The organism is Arthrobacter sp. GMC3, from assembly GCF_002929305.1.
Classification (GTDB): domain Bacteria; phylum Actinomycetota; class Actinomycetes; order Actinomycetales; family Micrococcaceae; genus Specibacter.
Genome location: NZ_PJIO01000015.1, coordinates 1 through 14,748, shown reverse-complemented (window position 1 = coordinate 14,748; position 14,748 = coordinate 1). Strand labels below are relative to the sequence as shown.

Sequence of the window (14,748 nt, the reverse complement as noted above, 5' to 3'; positions counted from 1 at the left end):
GTCGTAATGGCTACGGCGCATAACAGTGTCATGCGCCGCGGTGCCGGCAACCATGGCGCATAACAGAACAGGGTTAGCGGACCACGGTGCGGAAGCCCAGGTTGCCGCTGGCCGAATCCGGTGTGTTGGAGCTGCGGGCGGCCAAACGGTAGCGGTTGCAGTACGAATCGTGGCACAAGTAGGAGCCACCCCGCATGACCCGGCCGCGGCCAATGGTGGGGCCCACCGGATCGGTCACGGTCCCGGTTGCCAGGCAGGAGCGGTAGTACTTGGGCAGGAACCAGTCCGAACACCACTCCCACACGTTGCCGCTGGTCTGGAACAGTCCATAGCCGTTGGGCTCAAAGCTGTTGACGGGCGCCGTAGTCAGGAAACCGTCCTCACACGTGTTGACGGTCGGGAAAGTCCCCTGCCAAATGTTGCAGCGGTGCTCCACTCCGCCGTCTTCGAGCTCGCCGTGAAGCTCATTCCCCCACGGGTAGCGGGCCTGTTCCAGCCCTCCACGGGCAGCGAATTCCCACTGAGCCTCGGTGGGCAGTGCGCGGCCCGCCCAGGCACAATATGCCAGTGCATCGGTGTAGGAGACCTGCGTGACCGGGTGGTCCGGAATGTCGCGCCACGACGACCGCGGGCCGGCCGGATGGGCCCAGTCCGCGCCGCGCACGTTCAGCCACCACGGGACGCTGGCAGCCGTGCCGAGGATGTCCTTCGCATCGGCGTCAACGGCCAGGTGGAACACGGCCGAGGTGCCAAACGCCTCCGACTCCGTCCTGTAGCCGGTGGCCTCCACGAAGGCGGCAAAGGCCGTGTTGGTCACGGCGGTCGCGTCGATCCGGAACGCCGCGAGCTGCACCTGGTGGACAGGGGTTTCACCGTCGCCCGCGTAGCCCTCGTCGAAGGGATCGCCCATGGCGAAGACGCCGGCGGGGATCTCCACGTCGTCATGGAGGGGGGCCGTGCGGCGCGGTGGAACCGTCAAGGAAAAGTGCGACGGCGGTGCCTCGGCGGAGTGCTCGTGCCCGGAGGCGATTCGGCCGTCGGGACTACAACAACTGGACATGGAATCTTTCTGCAAGGGGAAATGATGGAACATCGTTTGGTTTGTGCAGGCTCGACGCCGGAGAAGTATCCCGGAGGCTATGCCAGGGCGCCCATGGGATCCCACGCCGGCAAGACGATGGGATCGGCCGCCAGAGCTTGACGCAGTTCGGGGGAGAGGCGCGACTTGTTGACCACCACTTCGAAGACGTACTCGTCGAACCAGTTATCGGCCATGGTGTAGAAGCCCTGGTCCCCGTTTTCATCGCCCCAGCTGTTCTCCACTCGCCAGCGGCGCGTTACGCCGTCGAGCACGTCCACGCCTGTCAGCAACATGGCATGGGTCATGGCCGATTCGCCAAAGCGGACGCGGGTTTCCTTGTCCATGGCCAGCTCGGCACCGTAGAGGCCCGCATAGTCGTAGAGGCGGGCGTCCCAGATGCCGTCCTTGCGGACCATCTGCGGTCCCACGTCGCAGCCGAACCAGACCGGCTCCCCGTCCAGGATGGCTTCCTTGGCCAGGCGCTTGGCCAGCTCGATGTCCACGTTGAGGTAGAGCACCGGCGGGGCGCCGACCACATTGCCTAGGTGCTCCACGGTGAGGGTGCTGCCCTTGGCGTGCTCCGCGCGTGGGTCGTCAACGAGGCAGACATAGTCCGAAAGAGTGATGGTGGTGTACTTGGCCAGGAATTCCTGCGGGGTCATCACGCCCTCACGGTGGAAGACCTTTTTGTCGTGCGTGTACTCCCACTCGAACTGCGTTGGCGGCGTGCCCAGATGCAGGGTGAGTACCCGGTGCACCTCCGTGATGATCCGTTCCCGGGCCCGTTCTTCCCCTGCCATGTCACCGGCAATACGGAGCTCGCGCACCTCCTGTGCCCCGCGACGCAACAGGGCGCACAGTACGGCGTTCATCCGCCCGGTGTTGGAGGAGGATTCGGTCTCGGGCATGGCCGCCTTGGGCACTGCCCCATACTTGCTGAAGATGTTCACGGCCATGTCCCACTGCCCGCCGTCGCCCATCACCGACTGCAAAAGGAAAGACACCAGACGGTCATCCTCGGGCCGTTCGGCGGTTTCCAGGATGGACTCAAGGAAGTAGTTTGCCCGCTCCAGTTTGTCGAAGTACATGGCGTAGTTCTGGGAGAACTCGAACTCCTTGACATCCAGCACCTCCTTGGCGCCGGCGCGCAGCAGGTTCAGGGCCGCGAAAAGCCAGCACCGGCCGGACTTCTTCTGGTTCGTGACCTTCCAGTCGTCGATCCGGTTCGAGACGGTCGTGGAGAGACTTGTCGCGAGCTGGTGGTCGATGGCGAGGTCGTCCACGCTGACCCGGGCAATCGCGTTCTGCGTGCGCTTCAGGACCGGGTCCGCGGTGAAGGATGTGTGCAGCTGGGTAATCAGCTCCGGGGCCAGGGTGGCGGTCGTCTCTGTGATGGGGGTCATGTATTCCGTTCTATCCCGATTCGCTGCCAGCTGCAAACGGCGATCAAAAACGCACCCGCCAGTCAGCGGACCATGTCGTCCATGACGTGTTGGAGCGCCTGCGCCACCAGCATCACGGAGGCGCGTTTGAGATTCTCCGGCCGGACCAGAAGGTCGATCCGGCGCCGGGTGCTGATCCCCGTCAGCGGGCGCAGCGTCACCTCAGGATTCAGGGCGGGGCTGGAGGTGTAGCGCGGGAGTAGGCCAATGACGTCGCCCGTGGAGACCAGCGCCGCAACCGTGGAGTAGTCGTTGATCCTGTGCACCACGTTTACCGGCTGGCTGGCCACGGCGCCAATCGCGCTGAGCACATCGGCCGGCGAATATCCGCTCCTGCTCGCCACCCAGGGATAGTGCACGACGTCGTCCGCGGACAATGTCGTCTTGCTCGCCAAGGGGTGGTCTACTGACAGGGCTATATCCAACGGCTCATGCGCTAGCGGGATGACTCGGATCTTGCTTTCCGGCCACGCGGGGCTATGGTCCATCCTGTGGGCCAGCACCAGGTCATACCTGGCGGTCAGTGCTGGGAAGTCGTGCTGGGCCACGTCCTCATCGCTCAATTTGACCCGGGGGACGCCGGCCTCGGGCGTGGTGGCCGTCGCGTCGCCGTCGCGCAGCCCGGCCAAATGGCGTACCAACGGTGCGAACAGGGCCTGCCCGGCGCTGTGGAAACCGCTAATGGAGACGGTGCCGTGGCGGTCGTGCTGGTAGGCGCCAATGGCAGCCTTCGCCGTGGCCATGGCGTTGATGACCTCTGCTCCGGCGTCGGCCAGGACTTGCCCGGCCTCGGTGAGCACCAGGTTGCGGCCGTCCTTGCGGGTCAGCGGCGTGTCCACCTGGCGCTGGAGCAGCGAAATTTGCTGGGAGACCGCAGACGGTGTGACGGACATGGTCTCGGCGACGGCCTTGACGCTGCCCAGTTCGCCGAGCTCGCGCAGCATTTGTAGTTGATGAAGTTCCACGCCGCAACAATACCATTTAGCTTGAGCTTAATCGAGGATGGAGTAAAATTCGATTGTGCTAAATGGTTTGGGCGGCTCTAATGGTAACCATGAAAGCACTTTATAAGTCCGGCGCCCACGCAGGATTCGAACTCGTTGACCGCCCGGAGCCCACAACAGGGGTGCGAGATGTAAAAATCAAGGTCGCCACCACGGGCCTCTGCGGCACAGATCTGCACATCCAGGCCTGGGACGCCTGGGCTGCCGCAACCATCAACGCTCCGCTGATTGCTGGCCACGAATTCTACGGCGAGGTGGTGGAAGTCGGCGCCGACGTCCACGACGTCAAAGTGGGGGACAAGGTCTCCGGCGAGGGTCACGTAGTCTGCGGCATGTGCCGCAACTGCCGCGCCGGACGCCGCCACATGTGCATCAACACCATCTCCGTAGGAGTGCAGCGCGACGGCGCGTTTGCCGAATACGTGGTCATCCCCGAATCCAACGTCTGGGTCCACCACGACCCCTCCATCACCCCCGAACTGGGCGCCATCTTTGACCCGCTGGGCAACGCCGTCCACACCGCGCTCAGTTTCGGCCTGGTGGGCGAGGACGTACTCATCACCGGTGCCGGACCCATCGGCCTGATGGCTGTGGCCGTGGCCCGCCACGCCGGCGCCCGCAAGATCGCCATCACCGACGTGTCCGAACCGCGCCTGGCCATGGCCGCCGCGATGGGCGCCGACCTCGCCGTCAACGTCGCCACCACCCGCCTGAAAGAGGCGCAGTTGCAGCTGGGCATGCGCGAAGGCTTCGACATCGGCCTGGAAATGTCCGGCCACCCCACGGCCTTGCCGGAAATGATCGACAACATGAACCACGGCGGGCGCATCGCCATGCTGGGCCTGCCGAGCGAGTCCATCGACATCAACTGGGGCAAAGTTGTCACCCACATGCTGACCCTCAAGGGCATCTACGGCCGGGAAATGTTTGAAACCTGGTACGCCATGAGCGCCATGCTCTCCTCCAACCCGGTGCTCCGTACGGCCGTGGCAAGTGTTGTCACCGACGTGCTGCCAGCCACAGAATGGGAGCAGGCCTTCGAGATCGCCAAGTCCGGCCGTGGCGGCAAAGTCGTCCTTGACTGGTCAGTCTTCTCCTAACAATTCCCAGCACGACGGCGGGACTCGCCTTCCGCCGTCGTCCGCCCCTTCCTCACCCATCAAGGAGTCCCATGTACACCGCCATGAAAGACGCGCTCACCGCCGAGCTGTCCGAGATCCGCACTGCAGGCCTGTTCAAGACCGAACGCCAGATCACCTCCGCCCAGTCAAGCCACGTGCAGGCCGGCCCGCTGGACGGCGCCACCGCCCCCGTGCTGAACTTCTGCGCCAACAACTACCTTGGCCTGGCCGATCACCCGGCCATCATCGACGCCGCCAAGGCTGCCATGGATGAGCGCGGCTTCGGCATGGCCAGCGTCCGCTTCATCTGCGGCACCCAGGACCTGCACCTTGAACTTGAGGCAGCAGTCTCAAAGTTCCTGGGCACCGAGGACACCATCCTTTTCTCCTCCTGCTTCGACGCCAACGGCGGCGTTTTCGAGTCCCTGTTCGGGGCCCAGGACGCCATCATCTCCGACTCCCTGAACCACGCCTCCATCATTGATGGCATCCGCCTGTCCAAGGCCGCGCGCTTCCGCTACGCCAACCAGGACATGGCAGATCTGGAAGTCCAGCTGCAGGCCGCGGCCGCCATGAACGACGGCGCCGGAGCCCGTCGCACCATCATCGTCACCGACGGCGTCTTCTCCATGGACGGATTCCTGGCACCCCTGGAAGCCATCTGCGACCTGGCCGACAAGTACGACGCCCTGGTCATGGTTGACGACTCCCACGCCGTGGGCTTCATGGGCGCCACGGGTGCCGGCACCCCCGAGCACGCCGGAGTCAGTGACCGCGTGGACATCTACACTGGCACCTTCGGCAAGGCACTGGGCGGCGCATCCGGCGGTTATGTTGCCGCACGCGGCGAGATCGTCGCCATGCTGCGCCAAAAGGCCCGCCCGTACCTGTTCTCCAACTCCCTGGCCCCGGCCATTGTTGCGGCTACGTTGAAGGCCCTGGAATTGGTGGCAACCTCCGGGGAACTGCGCACGCGCCTGTTCGAGAACGCCAACTTGTTCCGCACACGCATGAGCGAGGAGGGCTTCGAGTTGCTGCCCGGCGAGCACGCCATTGTCCCGGTCATGTTCGGCGACGCCGTCGAGGCCGCCCGCGTGGCCAATGAGATGCTCGCTCACGGCGTCTTTGTTACCGCGTTCAGCTTCCCCGTGGTGCCCCGCGGTGCCGCCCGCATCCGCGTTCAGCTCTCGGCTGCCCACAGTGCCGACGACGTCGAGGCCTGCGTCCGCGCGTTCGTCGCCGCCCGCGGGGCTGCTGCCTAGCGGACCCTGCGCCCGGCCCGAAACTTATGCGCAGCCCCAGACCCCTGGGGCTGCGCAGCTCGGTCAGCTGCGCAACGGCACACCGGTGGGCTTGCGCATAAGGGAAGTCAAACTAACTTATGCGCACCGCGCCGTTACCCTGCTGCGCATAACAAATCAGCTGGTGGCGCCCGACGCCATGACACCGACGCCCAGGACGGCCAAGATGCCGCTGCTGATGCGTTCGATTAGGGTGTTGACCTTAGGCTTGCGCAGCCACTTCATAGCCTTGTAGGCCACGAGCGCAATCACGCTCAGGTACAGGAAGCCGATCACGGCAAGCGTCAGGCCCAACACCATGGCCATGGCCAGCGTGTTGCCGCCGTGGGGGATGAACTGTGGCACCACGGCCAAATAAAACAAGCCCACTTTGGGGTTGAGCAGCGTGGAAACCATGCCCGCACCAAATCCGGCACGCTTGCTGTAGACCAGCGGCTGACTGCCCTCCTGCGTGGCCGCCCCGGCCGCAGCCGCCTTGCGCGCCTTGATAAAGGATGAGACGCCTAGGTAGAGAAGGTAGAGCCCGCCGGCGATCTTGATCCACCGGAACATCTCCGCGGACTGTTCCAAAATGGCTGCCAGCCCAAACCCGACAAGCGCGGCCCACACCAGGGCGCCTACACCCGAGCCGGCCGCCGCCGCAATGCCGGCGCTTGCACGGTTGAGTGAGATGCGCAGGACCATGAAGGTGTCTGGACCGGGGATCAATGCCAGCATCAGGCAGAGTCCGGCAAAGGCGAGCAGGGAAACCAAAGTCATGGACACCATTCTCCGGGCCCGCACTGCCTGCCCGCAAGCTCGGGGCCCGCACACCGTCTGCCATGCCAGACGCGCCCGTCACCCAGGGCGCCCGAGCCAGCCCCTCGGCGTCGTACGCTGGTCAGATGAGTGAACTGATCACCAACATCGGTGAATTGATGACCCAGGACCAACAGCTCGGCACCCTGCGCGACGCCGCCGTGGTGATGGAGGGGGAGCGGATCGCATGGATTGGTCCCGCGGACAAGGCCCCGGCAGCCGATGTGCGCACCGACGCGCAGGGCAGGGCGGTGCTGCCCGGGTGGGTGGACTCGCATACGCACCTGGTTTTCGCCGGCGACAGGACCGCCGAGTTTGAGGCCCGGATGGCGGGGGAGAGCTACAGCGCCGGCGGGATTGCCGTCTCGGTCAACGCCACGCGCGCGGCCAGCGACTACGACCTCACCCGCATGGCGATGGGACGAGTGGCGGAGGCGGTATCGCAGGGCACCACCTACATTGAGACCAAGACCGGCTATGGGCTGGATGTGGAGAATGAGCGGCGCAGCGCCAGGATCGCCTCCACCGTGGCCGATGATGTCACCTACCTGGGCGCGCACCTGGTCCCGTCGGGCATGGATGCCCAGGAGTACACGGATCTGGTCTGCGGGGACATGCTCGACGCCGTCCGCCCTTATGCGAAATGGGCCGACGTGTTTTGCGAAACCGGCGCCTTCACCCCCGAGCAGTCCCGCCAGGTGCTGACGGCCTCCCGCGATGCCGGGCTTGGCTTGCGCGTACACGGCAACCAGCTGGGCCCGGGCGCCGGTGTGGCCCTGGCCGTGGAGTTTGGGGCCGCGAGCGTTGATCACGTCAACTTCCTCACGGACGACGACGTCGATGCCTTGGCGCGTTCATGGTCGGGCTGGGATGTGGTCCGGGGCAGTGGGGTGCGTGGCACGGTTGCCACGGTGCTGCCCGCCTGTGACTTGTCCACCCGGCAGCCGCTGGCCCCCGCGCGTCGACTTTTGGACGCTGGCGTGCAGCTGGCCATTGCCTCCAATTGCAACCCTGGCACGTCGTACACCTCGTCGGTGGCGTTCTGCGTGACGACGGCGGTGCTGCAGATGCATCTTTCCGTTCACGAGGCAGTCCGGGCCGCCACCTATGGGGGTGCGCTGGCACTGGGCCGGGAATCGGGACTGGATGAGGACGGCAAGCGCGCGGTGGGGTCCATCGCCGTGGGGCACCGGGCGGACTTCCACATGCTCAAGGCGCCCTCCGCAACGCACTTGGCCTACCGCCCCGGCATTCCGCTGACCCACGCCGTGTGGCGGGCCGGGGTCAGGGCCGTCTAGGCACAGTCCCGGGCGGGAACGGCCGCCGTAGTGCCGAAACTACTGGCTCTGGCGAGTGGGCGGCCCCGCAGGTTTCGCTGACGGCTCGGGTTTTCTCCCCGTACGGACAAGGGCAAAAACCAGCAGGGCCACCGCCACAAGCCAGCAGAGCGCCATGATCATGGAACTGAAGTCTTCCCCGTAGTCGGCGAAGCTCAGCCCGTTGAAAAGTGCTCCCAAGGTGAACAAGGCGGCGATGCTGCTGGGCCATCGCCAGTGGCGCCCGCCAGCGGGGAGGCTGCGCAGAAAGAGGCCCAGTGTGCCGGCGAACAGAAGTACTGCCAGCCACGCGTGGATCAGCAGGGCCCATCCTCCGCCGTCGCTCATTGACCAGAGAAGACTCTTCCAGGAGCTGGAGAAATATTCGCCTCCCGCACCTGGATGGGTGGTTGGCAGTTCAACGAAAAGGTTGAGGATCATGCCGGCAAGGAATTGCAGACCGAAGAGCCACAACACGATGACCGCATGCACTCTCAGGCGTGAACTAGGCATATCGCGTTTCTAGCACCAACCCCGAGGGCCGTCAATGAATCGGTACTAGTCGGCGTCGTAGGGCGTTCGGTTCAGCGTAATTCCCCAGCCAGCGTTGCCCAGGAAAATGTCGTCAGGGCGTTGTTCGAACTTCAGGGGACTTAGAACGTTTCTAGCCATTCGTTCCTGTTCCGCGTTCCAGGGGAAATCGCAGGTGCCCACCACGCTCTTGATGGTGTCAGGGGCGGGGGTGATGGTGGACCCGGAGATGGTGACCTTCACCAAGTAGGCGGCACAAGGAATCCGCACCGTCATCCATGCACTCCCGCCAACGCTGGCAAACCTCACGGCGTAGGTGCCGGAATCTATCCCCGGACCGCGGGGTACTGAGGCTGGCTGGAGGGAACCGGAGGTGAAGTACTGGCACAGAAGTGTTTCGTTGCCGGGTGTGGCTTGTGAAAGCATTCCCGGGCAGTCGTCGGGACCCGGGTTGGCTGGGGCCACAGGTGCTGGCGGCATGGGTGCAATAGTCATCCCCGGCGGCAGTCCCGCTCTCAACGAGGGTTGGACCGCGGGGACTGCTGGCGTGGCGACGTTGAAGGTCTCGTGTCCAACACTTGACGGGGGAGGGGATGCACATGCCGTAGCAGCGGACACCAGGGCCAGACAGGCCAGGAAGGGCAGCGCCTTGCTGCGCAAGGCAAAACGTGTTTTTCCCCCGGGTGCCACCATGCCCGGAACACTACGTGAGGGAGAATCGGCGTGGCAACCCCTGGAAGGTATTTGCCAGGATGGGGGGAAGGTAGGCGGCTACGGAACGCGGCTAAATGCCAACACGATTCACAGCGGACATGAGAATGGCCTCACCAGTTTATTGGGGGACAACTGGTGAGGCCATCTCCAACGAGCCTAAAGGTTTTTGCTCACTCAGGTCAAATCTTCCCAACGAGCTCCACCATGGCTATCGCGTCGTAGTGGCCCGTTACCGGGCTGGGGCGAGTGCTCGCAAGGTGAACTCCCACATTTCATCGATCCGTTGCAGGACGTCCTCGCGTGATGTCAACACGTTCGATACCAACTGCACCCCGGTAAAGGAGGAAACGAGGTAACGGGCAAAAGCCGCCGGGTCGATATCGTCTGCCACGGTTTCTTCGATCTGGGCCTGACGTAGGAGGGCCTCCATTGTCGTGATCCAGTCCCTGTAGGGCGAAGCGACATTGGCGCTGAAGGCCGACGACTCAAAGGTTAGACGGATGCCGGCCCTCACCACCGAGTCATCGAGCAGTTGGTGGCCGAAGAGCCTGCACATGCCAATGATTGTTTGAAGTGCTGGCCCTCCGGAGCTTGCCAGGTCCGCTGATAGATCGCGGACGCGCAAATGCTGCTCCGCGATCACGGCTAGGGCGAGCTCCTCTTTTGACTCGAAATGAAAGTAGAGAGCGCCCCGGGTCACCGCTGCACGCACAGTGATGTCGCTCAGGCTCGCGTTCGCGTAGCCCTTTTCGTCGAAGACCAGCGCTGCCCCTTCAATGATGGCCCGGCGTGTGTCTTTGGCACGTTGTTGCATGGTGAGGGTGGACCTTCTCTGCGTGACAATCGGGGATACTCTAAATCTTGCTTTCAACGAAGAGCCGAGACCATTGCCCGCCAGTGGTGTCGGTTCCAGAATCCTAGGTCTTGTTACCTGCACAATCATAGGAAGCCGCGTCGCTGCCTCTGCCGAATCTTCGGATCATGCGCAACTAACAGCAATGCTTTTGCGCCAGCCTCAACGCAGGACTCGGAGCTCCCACGCTACCACCGCGTTCGGGGCGGACCCCACAGGGGTTGTTGAAAATGATGGCAGCTGGTAAATGCCTCCCGCTCGCTCATCCTCAACCCGGTCAGGCCCTCCCCGCCACATCCTCGGAGCCGTCACTGGGGCCCGACTGCTCCGAACTGCCGCCCAGGCTTCAAGACAATGAAACCTGCGCCGTCCGGGGTATCGCAGTAAACCTGAGGAGGTCACAAACAATCGGGTTGGTCAGTTTGTTTTTGATTCATCCGGGCTCTAAACTCACACTAGAGACGATTCAGGATTCGCTGAAGCGTCACTTGCTCTCTGTTGGGGGAAGTGCGGTCGATACTTCGACCGCACTTTGACAGCACTTCAAATCCACAGAGTCTCAGGCCGCTGCCGCATAGATCAGGGCCTACTGAGCGCCCGATAGAGGCAAAAAGCCAGTCGCCGGGGACACGAACGCCCGGCTGCACTAGGCCCGTGATCCGGTACAAATTCGCGCCGCGATGTGCCATGCAAGCTCCACGAACCCGAACGGATTCACCGACAGCGTCGGCCATGCCTTCGCGCGCTCGCACATGGTTGACTATGGTGGACGGCCTTGGTGGCCGCGGTGGGAGCGAGGAATGATGAAAGCAGCACGTTTTAGCCGGTTCGGTGGCCCAGAGGTCCTCGAGATTGTGGATCTCCCGGAGCCGCACGCCGGCCCAGGCCAGGTGAGGATCGCGGTCCGAGCGGCTGGCGTCAATGCCAGCGACTGGAAGAAACGCAAAGGCCTGATGGACCCGGAACTCCCGCAAACCTTGGGTTACGAGGCTGCCGGAATCGTCGATGAGATCGGTGCCGGTGTCACCGGTGTAGCCGTTGGCGACCGGGTTTTTGGCTTCTGTATTGACGGTGCAGCCCAGGCTCAGCTGGCTGTGCTGAGCTACTTTGCACCGATCCCTGCTGCGCTTGACTTCCCTGGCGCGGCCGCCCTGCCCGCGGCCATCGAAACGGCTACCCGCGCACTGGACCAACTCGGCGTCACCAGCGGCAGCACGGTACTCATCAACGGCGCCTCGGGTGCCGTTGGCGCCGCAGCCGTCCAGCTCGCCGTGGCGCGTGATGCACGGGTGATCGGAACCGCCAGTGCGGCAAATCATGACTACCTTCGATCCTTGGGGGCTGAGCCGGTGGCCTATGGTGAGGGGCTTAGCGGTCGTGTTCGTGCGCTGGCGTCCGACGGCGTCGACCTGGCCCTGGACATTGCCGGAAGCGGCGTTCTCCCAGAACTCATCGAACTGGCAGGTGGCCCGGATAACGTACTGACCATCGCCGACTTTGCTGGGGCACAGGAGCACGGCGTTAGGTTCAGCCACGGCGACTCCGGACGGGCCCTGCACGTGCTGGATGAGATCGGAGAACTGATCGAGTCCGAACGCTTCACGCTTCCGGTGGTTCAAACCTTTCCGCTCGCCGAGATCGCACAGGCCCATCGCGTCAGCGAGGACGGGCAAGCGCGCGTGAAGCTGGTGCTCCTGATCGAGTAGTGCGGCTGGAAGTTCAAGGGTGGACGTAGGATTGGAACCACTTAAACGGCACAAAGGACATTCACGCTATGGCACAAAAATCACAGGACCGGCTTTGGGCCCTTGTACATGCTGAGCGCGCTGCTTTGGCGGAGGATTTGGCGGCTCTCACCGCAGAGCAGTGGCATCACCCGACGCTCTGCGGGCAGTGGGACGTTGAACAAGTTCTGGCGCATTTGACGGCCGCGGCAAGCCTGAACCAGTGGCGATGGATGCGCAGCATGCTCGGTGCGCGTTTCCGACCGGACGTGCACAATCAGCGCCGGCTCCAGGAGCACCTCGGCGCCACGCCGGCCGAAACCCTGGCCCAGTTTCGCGCCGTCGTCACTAACACCGTGGCACCCTCCTCCCACACCCCTGCCTACTTGGGGGAAGTTTTAGTGCATGCCCAAGATATCCGCCAACCCCTGGGACTTGCCCACCTTCCGAGCATTGATGCCTTGAGCCCTGTCGCCGAATTCTATGCAAGCCGTAACTTCGCGGTTGCCAGCGGTACGCGCGCCGCGGGACTTCAGTTGACTGCCGACGACGGTCCCTTCACCGCAGGTGCGGGGCCTGCGGTCACAGGCTCGACCCTTGCCCTGGTGATGGCGATGGCCGGACGCGCAACTTACCTTGAGGAGCTCCGGGGACCTGGCCTGCAGGTACTTCGCTCACGCCTGGACGGAACTTCACCCGTTTCACCGCAATAGGGCGGCGAACTGTCCTAATCCCGCACTTGCCCGGCTACTTTTTGGGCTCATAGCGCAGTGCTACCGCGCCAGAGGCGAACTCCAGCTGGCTCACTAGCCGCAAATCGACGCGCTGGGCCAGTCCCGCGAACAATGAAGGCCCATGGCCAACAATCGCGGGCTGCACCACGAACTCGTACTCGTCGATCAAACCCAGCTGTGCCAACGCCATGGGGAGCATCACGCCGCCCACGAAAAGTCCCTTGCCAGGCTGGCGTTTGAGCGCTTGAACGGCCGTCTCCAGATCCCCGCGTAGCAACTCCGCATTCCAATCGACCCGGTTCAGGGTGCTGGATACAACGTACTTTTTGGCCGCGTCGATGGTCTTGGCAAAGGGCTCCATCCACGTGAGTCTGGCCCCCGATTGCATCGATGGCCGCCAGGCGGTCTCCATCATTTGGTACGTGACCCGGCCAAAGAGAAGTGCGTCGGCCCGGGCGAAGTTCTCCACGGCATGGCGATGCATGTCAGGATCGGCGATCATGGTGCGATGGTCGCTGCATCCGTCCAAGGTGACATTGATGGAGTACCGAAGTGGCTGCACGGTGCCAGCCTAAACCCGATCGATCATGACGTCACCCGCTGGCCTAACGGGCTTTTGCATCAATCTCGTCCCGCCGTGTTTGGACGATGCGCCGTACGACGTCGTCGGGAAGCTGATGTGCTGCGGAGTAGTGGATGCTTCCGGTTGTTGTGTCGAAATCTGCCAGCGCGTCCAGTGTTGCCGCTACCACCGCACCGCTGTAGGGGTACAGGGCTAGGAACTTCTTTGCTTGCACTGTGGCGAGCAGGCTCTTTCCCCGATAGATGAGTGCGGCCATGGCGTAGCTGGTGCCCTCCTCGGCCTCGGGGACAATTTCACGGGCGATCGCGTAGACGCGTTCCAGGGCGGTGCGATCGGCACCCTCGATCGTGGCCAGGTACGTGCTGACTTCGGTACTCATGAGCTGATCCTACGCTTGCGTTCGGCAAGGAACCCCTGCGCGCCAGTGTTTAGCTAAGGGCTCTTTCCAGCAGCGGTGAGCGGGCGTTCGGCCTAGGGTGAAAAGATCTCTTTTTGTTTTGGCGTCATAACCAGTCTCGAAATGACTCTCCTGCAGATATAGGCAAGCTGCTCAGAGCGGTGCTTGCCAATCGACAGCCTATGTTTGGCCCCGGGATTCCCGGCAGGCAGCTGTGGGCGATTCCAGAGGAGACCCTATGATCGTTGAATCACTTGCCGCCCGCAGTACCCGACGCCGGCCGTCCGGCAAGGCGCTGGGGGCGGTCGCGTTGGCTACAGTCCTTGGCCTCGGCTCGCTTCTTGCTGCTGCCCCTGCGAATGCTGCCGATGTGAGCTTCGCCGATCCAGCGTTGCAGGCCTGTGTCAATCAGCGACTCGGCCAGCCTGATACCGCACCGGTCGCCACCACCCAGGCTGCTGGCATCACCCAGCTCAACTGTTACAACCTGGGGATCACGAACCTGGGAGGCATTCAAAAACTGACCTCGCTGTGGGATCTATCCTTCGGGAACAACGCCGTATCCGATCTGAGCCCACTGCAAGGCGTCACGACTCTCACGCAGCTCAACTTCTCCAATAACCTGGTCACGGACCTGACCCCGCTGGGCTCGTTGACGAACATGATCGCCATCTCCGCGGGCGGAAACCACCTCTCGGACCTGGGCCCGCTGAGCACGCTGAACAAGATCAACTGGCTGAACATAGTCGATAACCAGGTCTCGGACCTAGGTCCTTTGTCATCGCTGACGCAGCTCGCCTGGCTCTCGATGGGCACCAACCAGATCGTGAATCTGGATCCACTCTCGGGACTGGCACAGCTGAATACTATCTACGCGACCGAGAACCAGATCGCTGACCTTGGCCCACTGGCGACACTTACCAAAATCCATTCACTGGACCTCAGCGGCAACCAGATCGCTGGCCTTGGCCCGCTGGTGACACTGACGCTCCTTGACGGCATCGGTATTGACCGCAACCACATCGCCGATTTGAGTCCTCTCGGGGCACTCCCCGTGCTGGCCCAGGTACACGCCCGCGATCAGACGTTGACCTTGCCCGATGTTGTTGTTGGGCAGAGTTACCCTAACCCCTTGCGTGAACCCCATGG

15 protein-coding genes are annotated in these 14,748 nt (G+C 63.3%); 6 read left to right on the top strand and 9 right to left on the bottom strand.

All coding sequences use genetic code 11. From position 1 onward, the window contains the following. Positions 1-73: 73 nt before the first annotated feature. The 3 genes from CXQ94_RS18370 to CXQ94_RS18360 all read right to left on the bottom strand — a co-directional run bounded on the left by CXQ94_RS18370 (position 74) and on the right by CXQ94_RS18360 (position 3,488). Entirely contained in the window at positions 74-1,060 is a 987-nt protein-coding gene (locus CXQ94_RS18370) for a formylglycine-generating enzyme family protein (RefSeq protein WP_104092046.1), read from the bottom strand. Positions 1,061-1,137: 77 nt separating this feature from the next. Continuing rightward, positions 1,138-2,484, bottom strand: coding sequence for an aminopeptidase C (locus CXQ94_RS18365; protein ID WP_104092045.1), 1,347 nt, complete (start codon positions 2,482-2,484; stop codon positions 1,138-1,140). Positions 2,485-2,546: 62 nt separating this feature from the next. Beyond that, the gene (locus tag CXQ94_RS18360) at positions 2,547-3,488 is read right to left on the bottom strand and encodes a LysR family transcriptional regulator (RefSeq protein ID WP_104092044.1); all 942 of its coding nucleotides are present in this window, start codon (positions 3,486-3,488) and stop codon (positions 2,547-2,549) included. Positions 3,489-3,577: 89 nt separating this feature from the next. On the opposite strand from CXQ94_RS18360, the gene tdh reads away from it, so the two are divergent. Both tdh and CXQ94_RS18350 read left to right on the top strand, forming a co-directional pair. Continuing rightward, the gene (gene tdh, locus CXQ94_RS18355) at positions 3,578-4,627 is read left to right on the top strand and encodes an L-threonine 3-dehydrogenase (RefSeq protein WP_104092077.1); all 1,050 of its coding nucleotides are present in this window, start codon (positions 3,578-3,580) and stop codon (positions 4,625-4,627) included. Positions 4,628-4,698: 71 nt separating this feature from the next. After that, positions 4,699-5,910, top strand: coding sequence for a glycine C-acetyltransferase (locus CXQ94_RS18350; RefSeq protein WP_104092043.1), 1,212 nt, complete (start codon positions 4,699-4,701; stop codon positions 5,908-5,910). Between the two features lie 156 nt (positions 5,911-6,066). On the opposite strand, the gene CXQ94_RS18345 is transcribed toward CXQ94_RS18350, so the two are convergent. After that, entirely contained in the window at positions 6,067-6,708 is a 642-nt protein-coding gene (locus CXQ94_RS18345; protein ID WP_104092076.1) for a LysE family translocator, read from the bottom strand. Between the two features lie 125 nt (positions 6,709-6,833). Between CXQ94_RS18345 and hutI the strand changes: the two genes are divergently transcribed. Continuing rightward, on the top strand, positions 6,834-8,045 hold the full coding sequence (hutI, locus tag CXQ94_RS18340) for an imidazolonepropionase (RefSeq protein WP_104092042.1): 1,212 nt from the start codon (positions 6,834-6,836) through the stop codon (positions 8,043-8,045). A 39-nt stretch (positions 8,046-8,084) separates the two neighbouring features. Here hutI and CXQ94_RS18335 read toward each other — a convergent pair whose 3' ends face one another. From CXQ94_RS18335 to CXQ94_RS18325, 3 genes are all read right to left on the bottom strand, one after another. Beyond that, positions 8,085-8,576: a hypothetical protein gene (locus tag CXQ94_RS18335; RefSeq protein WP_146070353.1), complete on the bottom strand. Its 492-nt coding sequence runs from the start codon at positions 8,574-8,576 to the stop codon at positions 8,085-8,087. Between the two features lie 45 nt (positions 8,577-8,621). Further along, on the bottom strand, positions 8,622-9,287 hold the full coding sequence (locus tag CXQ94_RS18330) for a hypothetical protein (RefSeq protein ID WP_146070352.1): 666 nt from the start codon (positions 9,285-9,287) through the stop codon (positions 8,622-8,624). 250 nt (positions 9,288-9,537) lie between these two features. Next, positions 9,538-10,122 carry a ScbR family autoregulator-binding transcription factor gene (locus CXQ94_RS18325; RefSeq protein ID WP_104092039.1) on the bottom strand — a complete coding sequence of 195 codons (585 nt, stop codon included), beginning with the start codon at positions 10,120-10,122 and terminating at the stop codon, positions 9,538-9,540. Positions 10,123-10,964: 842 nt separating this feature from the next. Between CXQ94_RS18325 and CXQ94_RS18320 the strand changes: the two genes are divergently transcribed. Together CXQ94_RS18320 and CXQ94_RS18315 are read left to right on the top strand one after the other, a co-directional pair. Beyond that, entirely contained in the window at positions 10,965-11,867 is a 903-nt protein-coding gene (locus tag CXQ94_RS18320; RefSeq protein WP_104092038.1) for an NADP-dependent oxidoreductase, read from the top strand. A 68-nt stretch (positions 11,868-11,935) separates the two neighbouring features. Next, positions 11,936-12,598: a maleylpyruvate isomerase family mycothiol-dependent enzyme gene (locus CXQ94_RS18315; protein ID WP_104092037.1), complete on the top strand. Its 663-nt coding sequence runs from the start codon at positions 11,936-11,938 to the stop codon at positions 12,596-12,598. Between the two features lie 34 nt (positions 12,599-12,632). On the opposite strand, the gene CXQ94_RS18310 is transcribed toward CXQ94_RS18315, so the two are convergent. After that, entirely contained in the window at positions 12,633-13,181 is a 549-nt protein-coding gene (locus CXQ94_RS18310) for a dihydrofolate reductase family protein (protein ID WP_104092036.1), read from the bottom strand. Between the two features lie 43 nt (positions 13,182-13,224). Next, entirely contained in the window at positions 13,225-13,581 is a 357-nt protein-coding gene (locus CXQ94_RS18305) for an iron chaperone (RefSeq protein ID WP_104092035.1), read from the bottom strand. A 256-nt stretch (positions 13,582-13,837) separates the two neighbouring features. Here CXQ94_RS18305 and CXQ94_RS18300 point away from each other — a divergent pair. Further along, the coding region (locus tag CXQ94_RS18300) for a leucine-rich repeat domain-containing protein (RefSeq protein WP_146070351.1) at positions 13,838-14,748 on the top strand (911 nt) is incomplete at its 3' end.

Coding starts and splice junctions, on each gene's coding strand:
- CXQ94_RS18305 (WP_104092035.1), bottom strand. CDS start 13,581: ATGAGTACCGAAGTCAGCACGTACCTGGCCACGATCGAGGGTGCCGAT.
- CXQ94_RS18365 (WP_104092045.1), bottom strand. CDS start 2,484: ATGACCCCCATCACAGAGACGACCGCCACCCTGGCCCCGGAGCTGATT.
- CXQ94_RS18320 (WP_104092038.1), top strand. CDS start 10,965: ATGAAAGCAGCACGTTTTAGCCGGTTCGGTGGCCCAGAGGTCCTCGAG.
- tdh (WP_104092077.1), top strand. CDS start 3,578: ATGAAAGCACTTTATAAGTCCGGCGCCCACGCAGGATTCGAACTCGTT.
- CXQ94_RS18315 (WP_104092037.1), top strand. CDS start 11,936: ATGGCACAAAAATCACAGGACCGGCTTTGGGCCCTTGTACATGCTGAG.
- hutI (WP_104092042.1), top strand. CDS start 6,834: ATGAGTGAACTGATCACCAACATCGGTGAATTGATGACCCAGGACCAA.
- CXQ94_RS18325 (WP_104092039.1), bottom strand. CDS start 10,122: ATGCAACAACGTGCCAAAGACACACGCCGGGCCATCATTGAAGGGGCA.
- CXQ94_RS18335 (WP_146070353.1), bottom strand. CDS start 8,576: ATGCCTAGTTCACGCCTGAGAGTGCATGCGGTCATCGTGTTGTGGCTC.
- CXQ94_RS18370 (WP_104092046.1), bottom strand. CDS start 1,060: ATGTCCAGTTGTTGTAGTCCCGACGGCCGAATCGCCTCCGGGCACGAG.
- CXQ94_RS18350 (WP_104092043.1), top strand. CDS start 4,699: ATGTACACCGCCATGAAAGACGCGCTCACCGCCGAGCTGTCCGAGATC.
- CXQ94_RS18330 (WP_146070352.1), bottom strand. CDS start 9,287: ATGGTGGCACCCGGGGGAAAAACACGTTTTGCCTTGCGCAGCAAGGCG.
- CXQ94_RS18345 (WP_104092076.1), bottom strand. CDS start 6,708: ATGACTTTGGTTTCCCTGCTCGCCTTTGCCGGACTCTGCCTGATGCTG.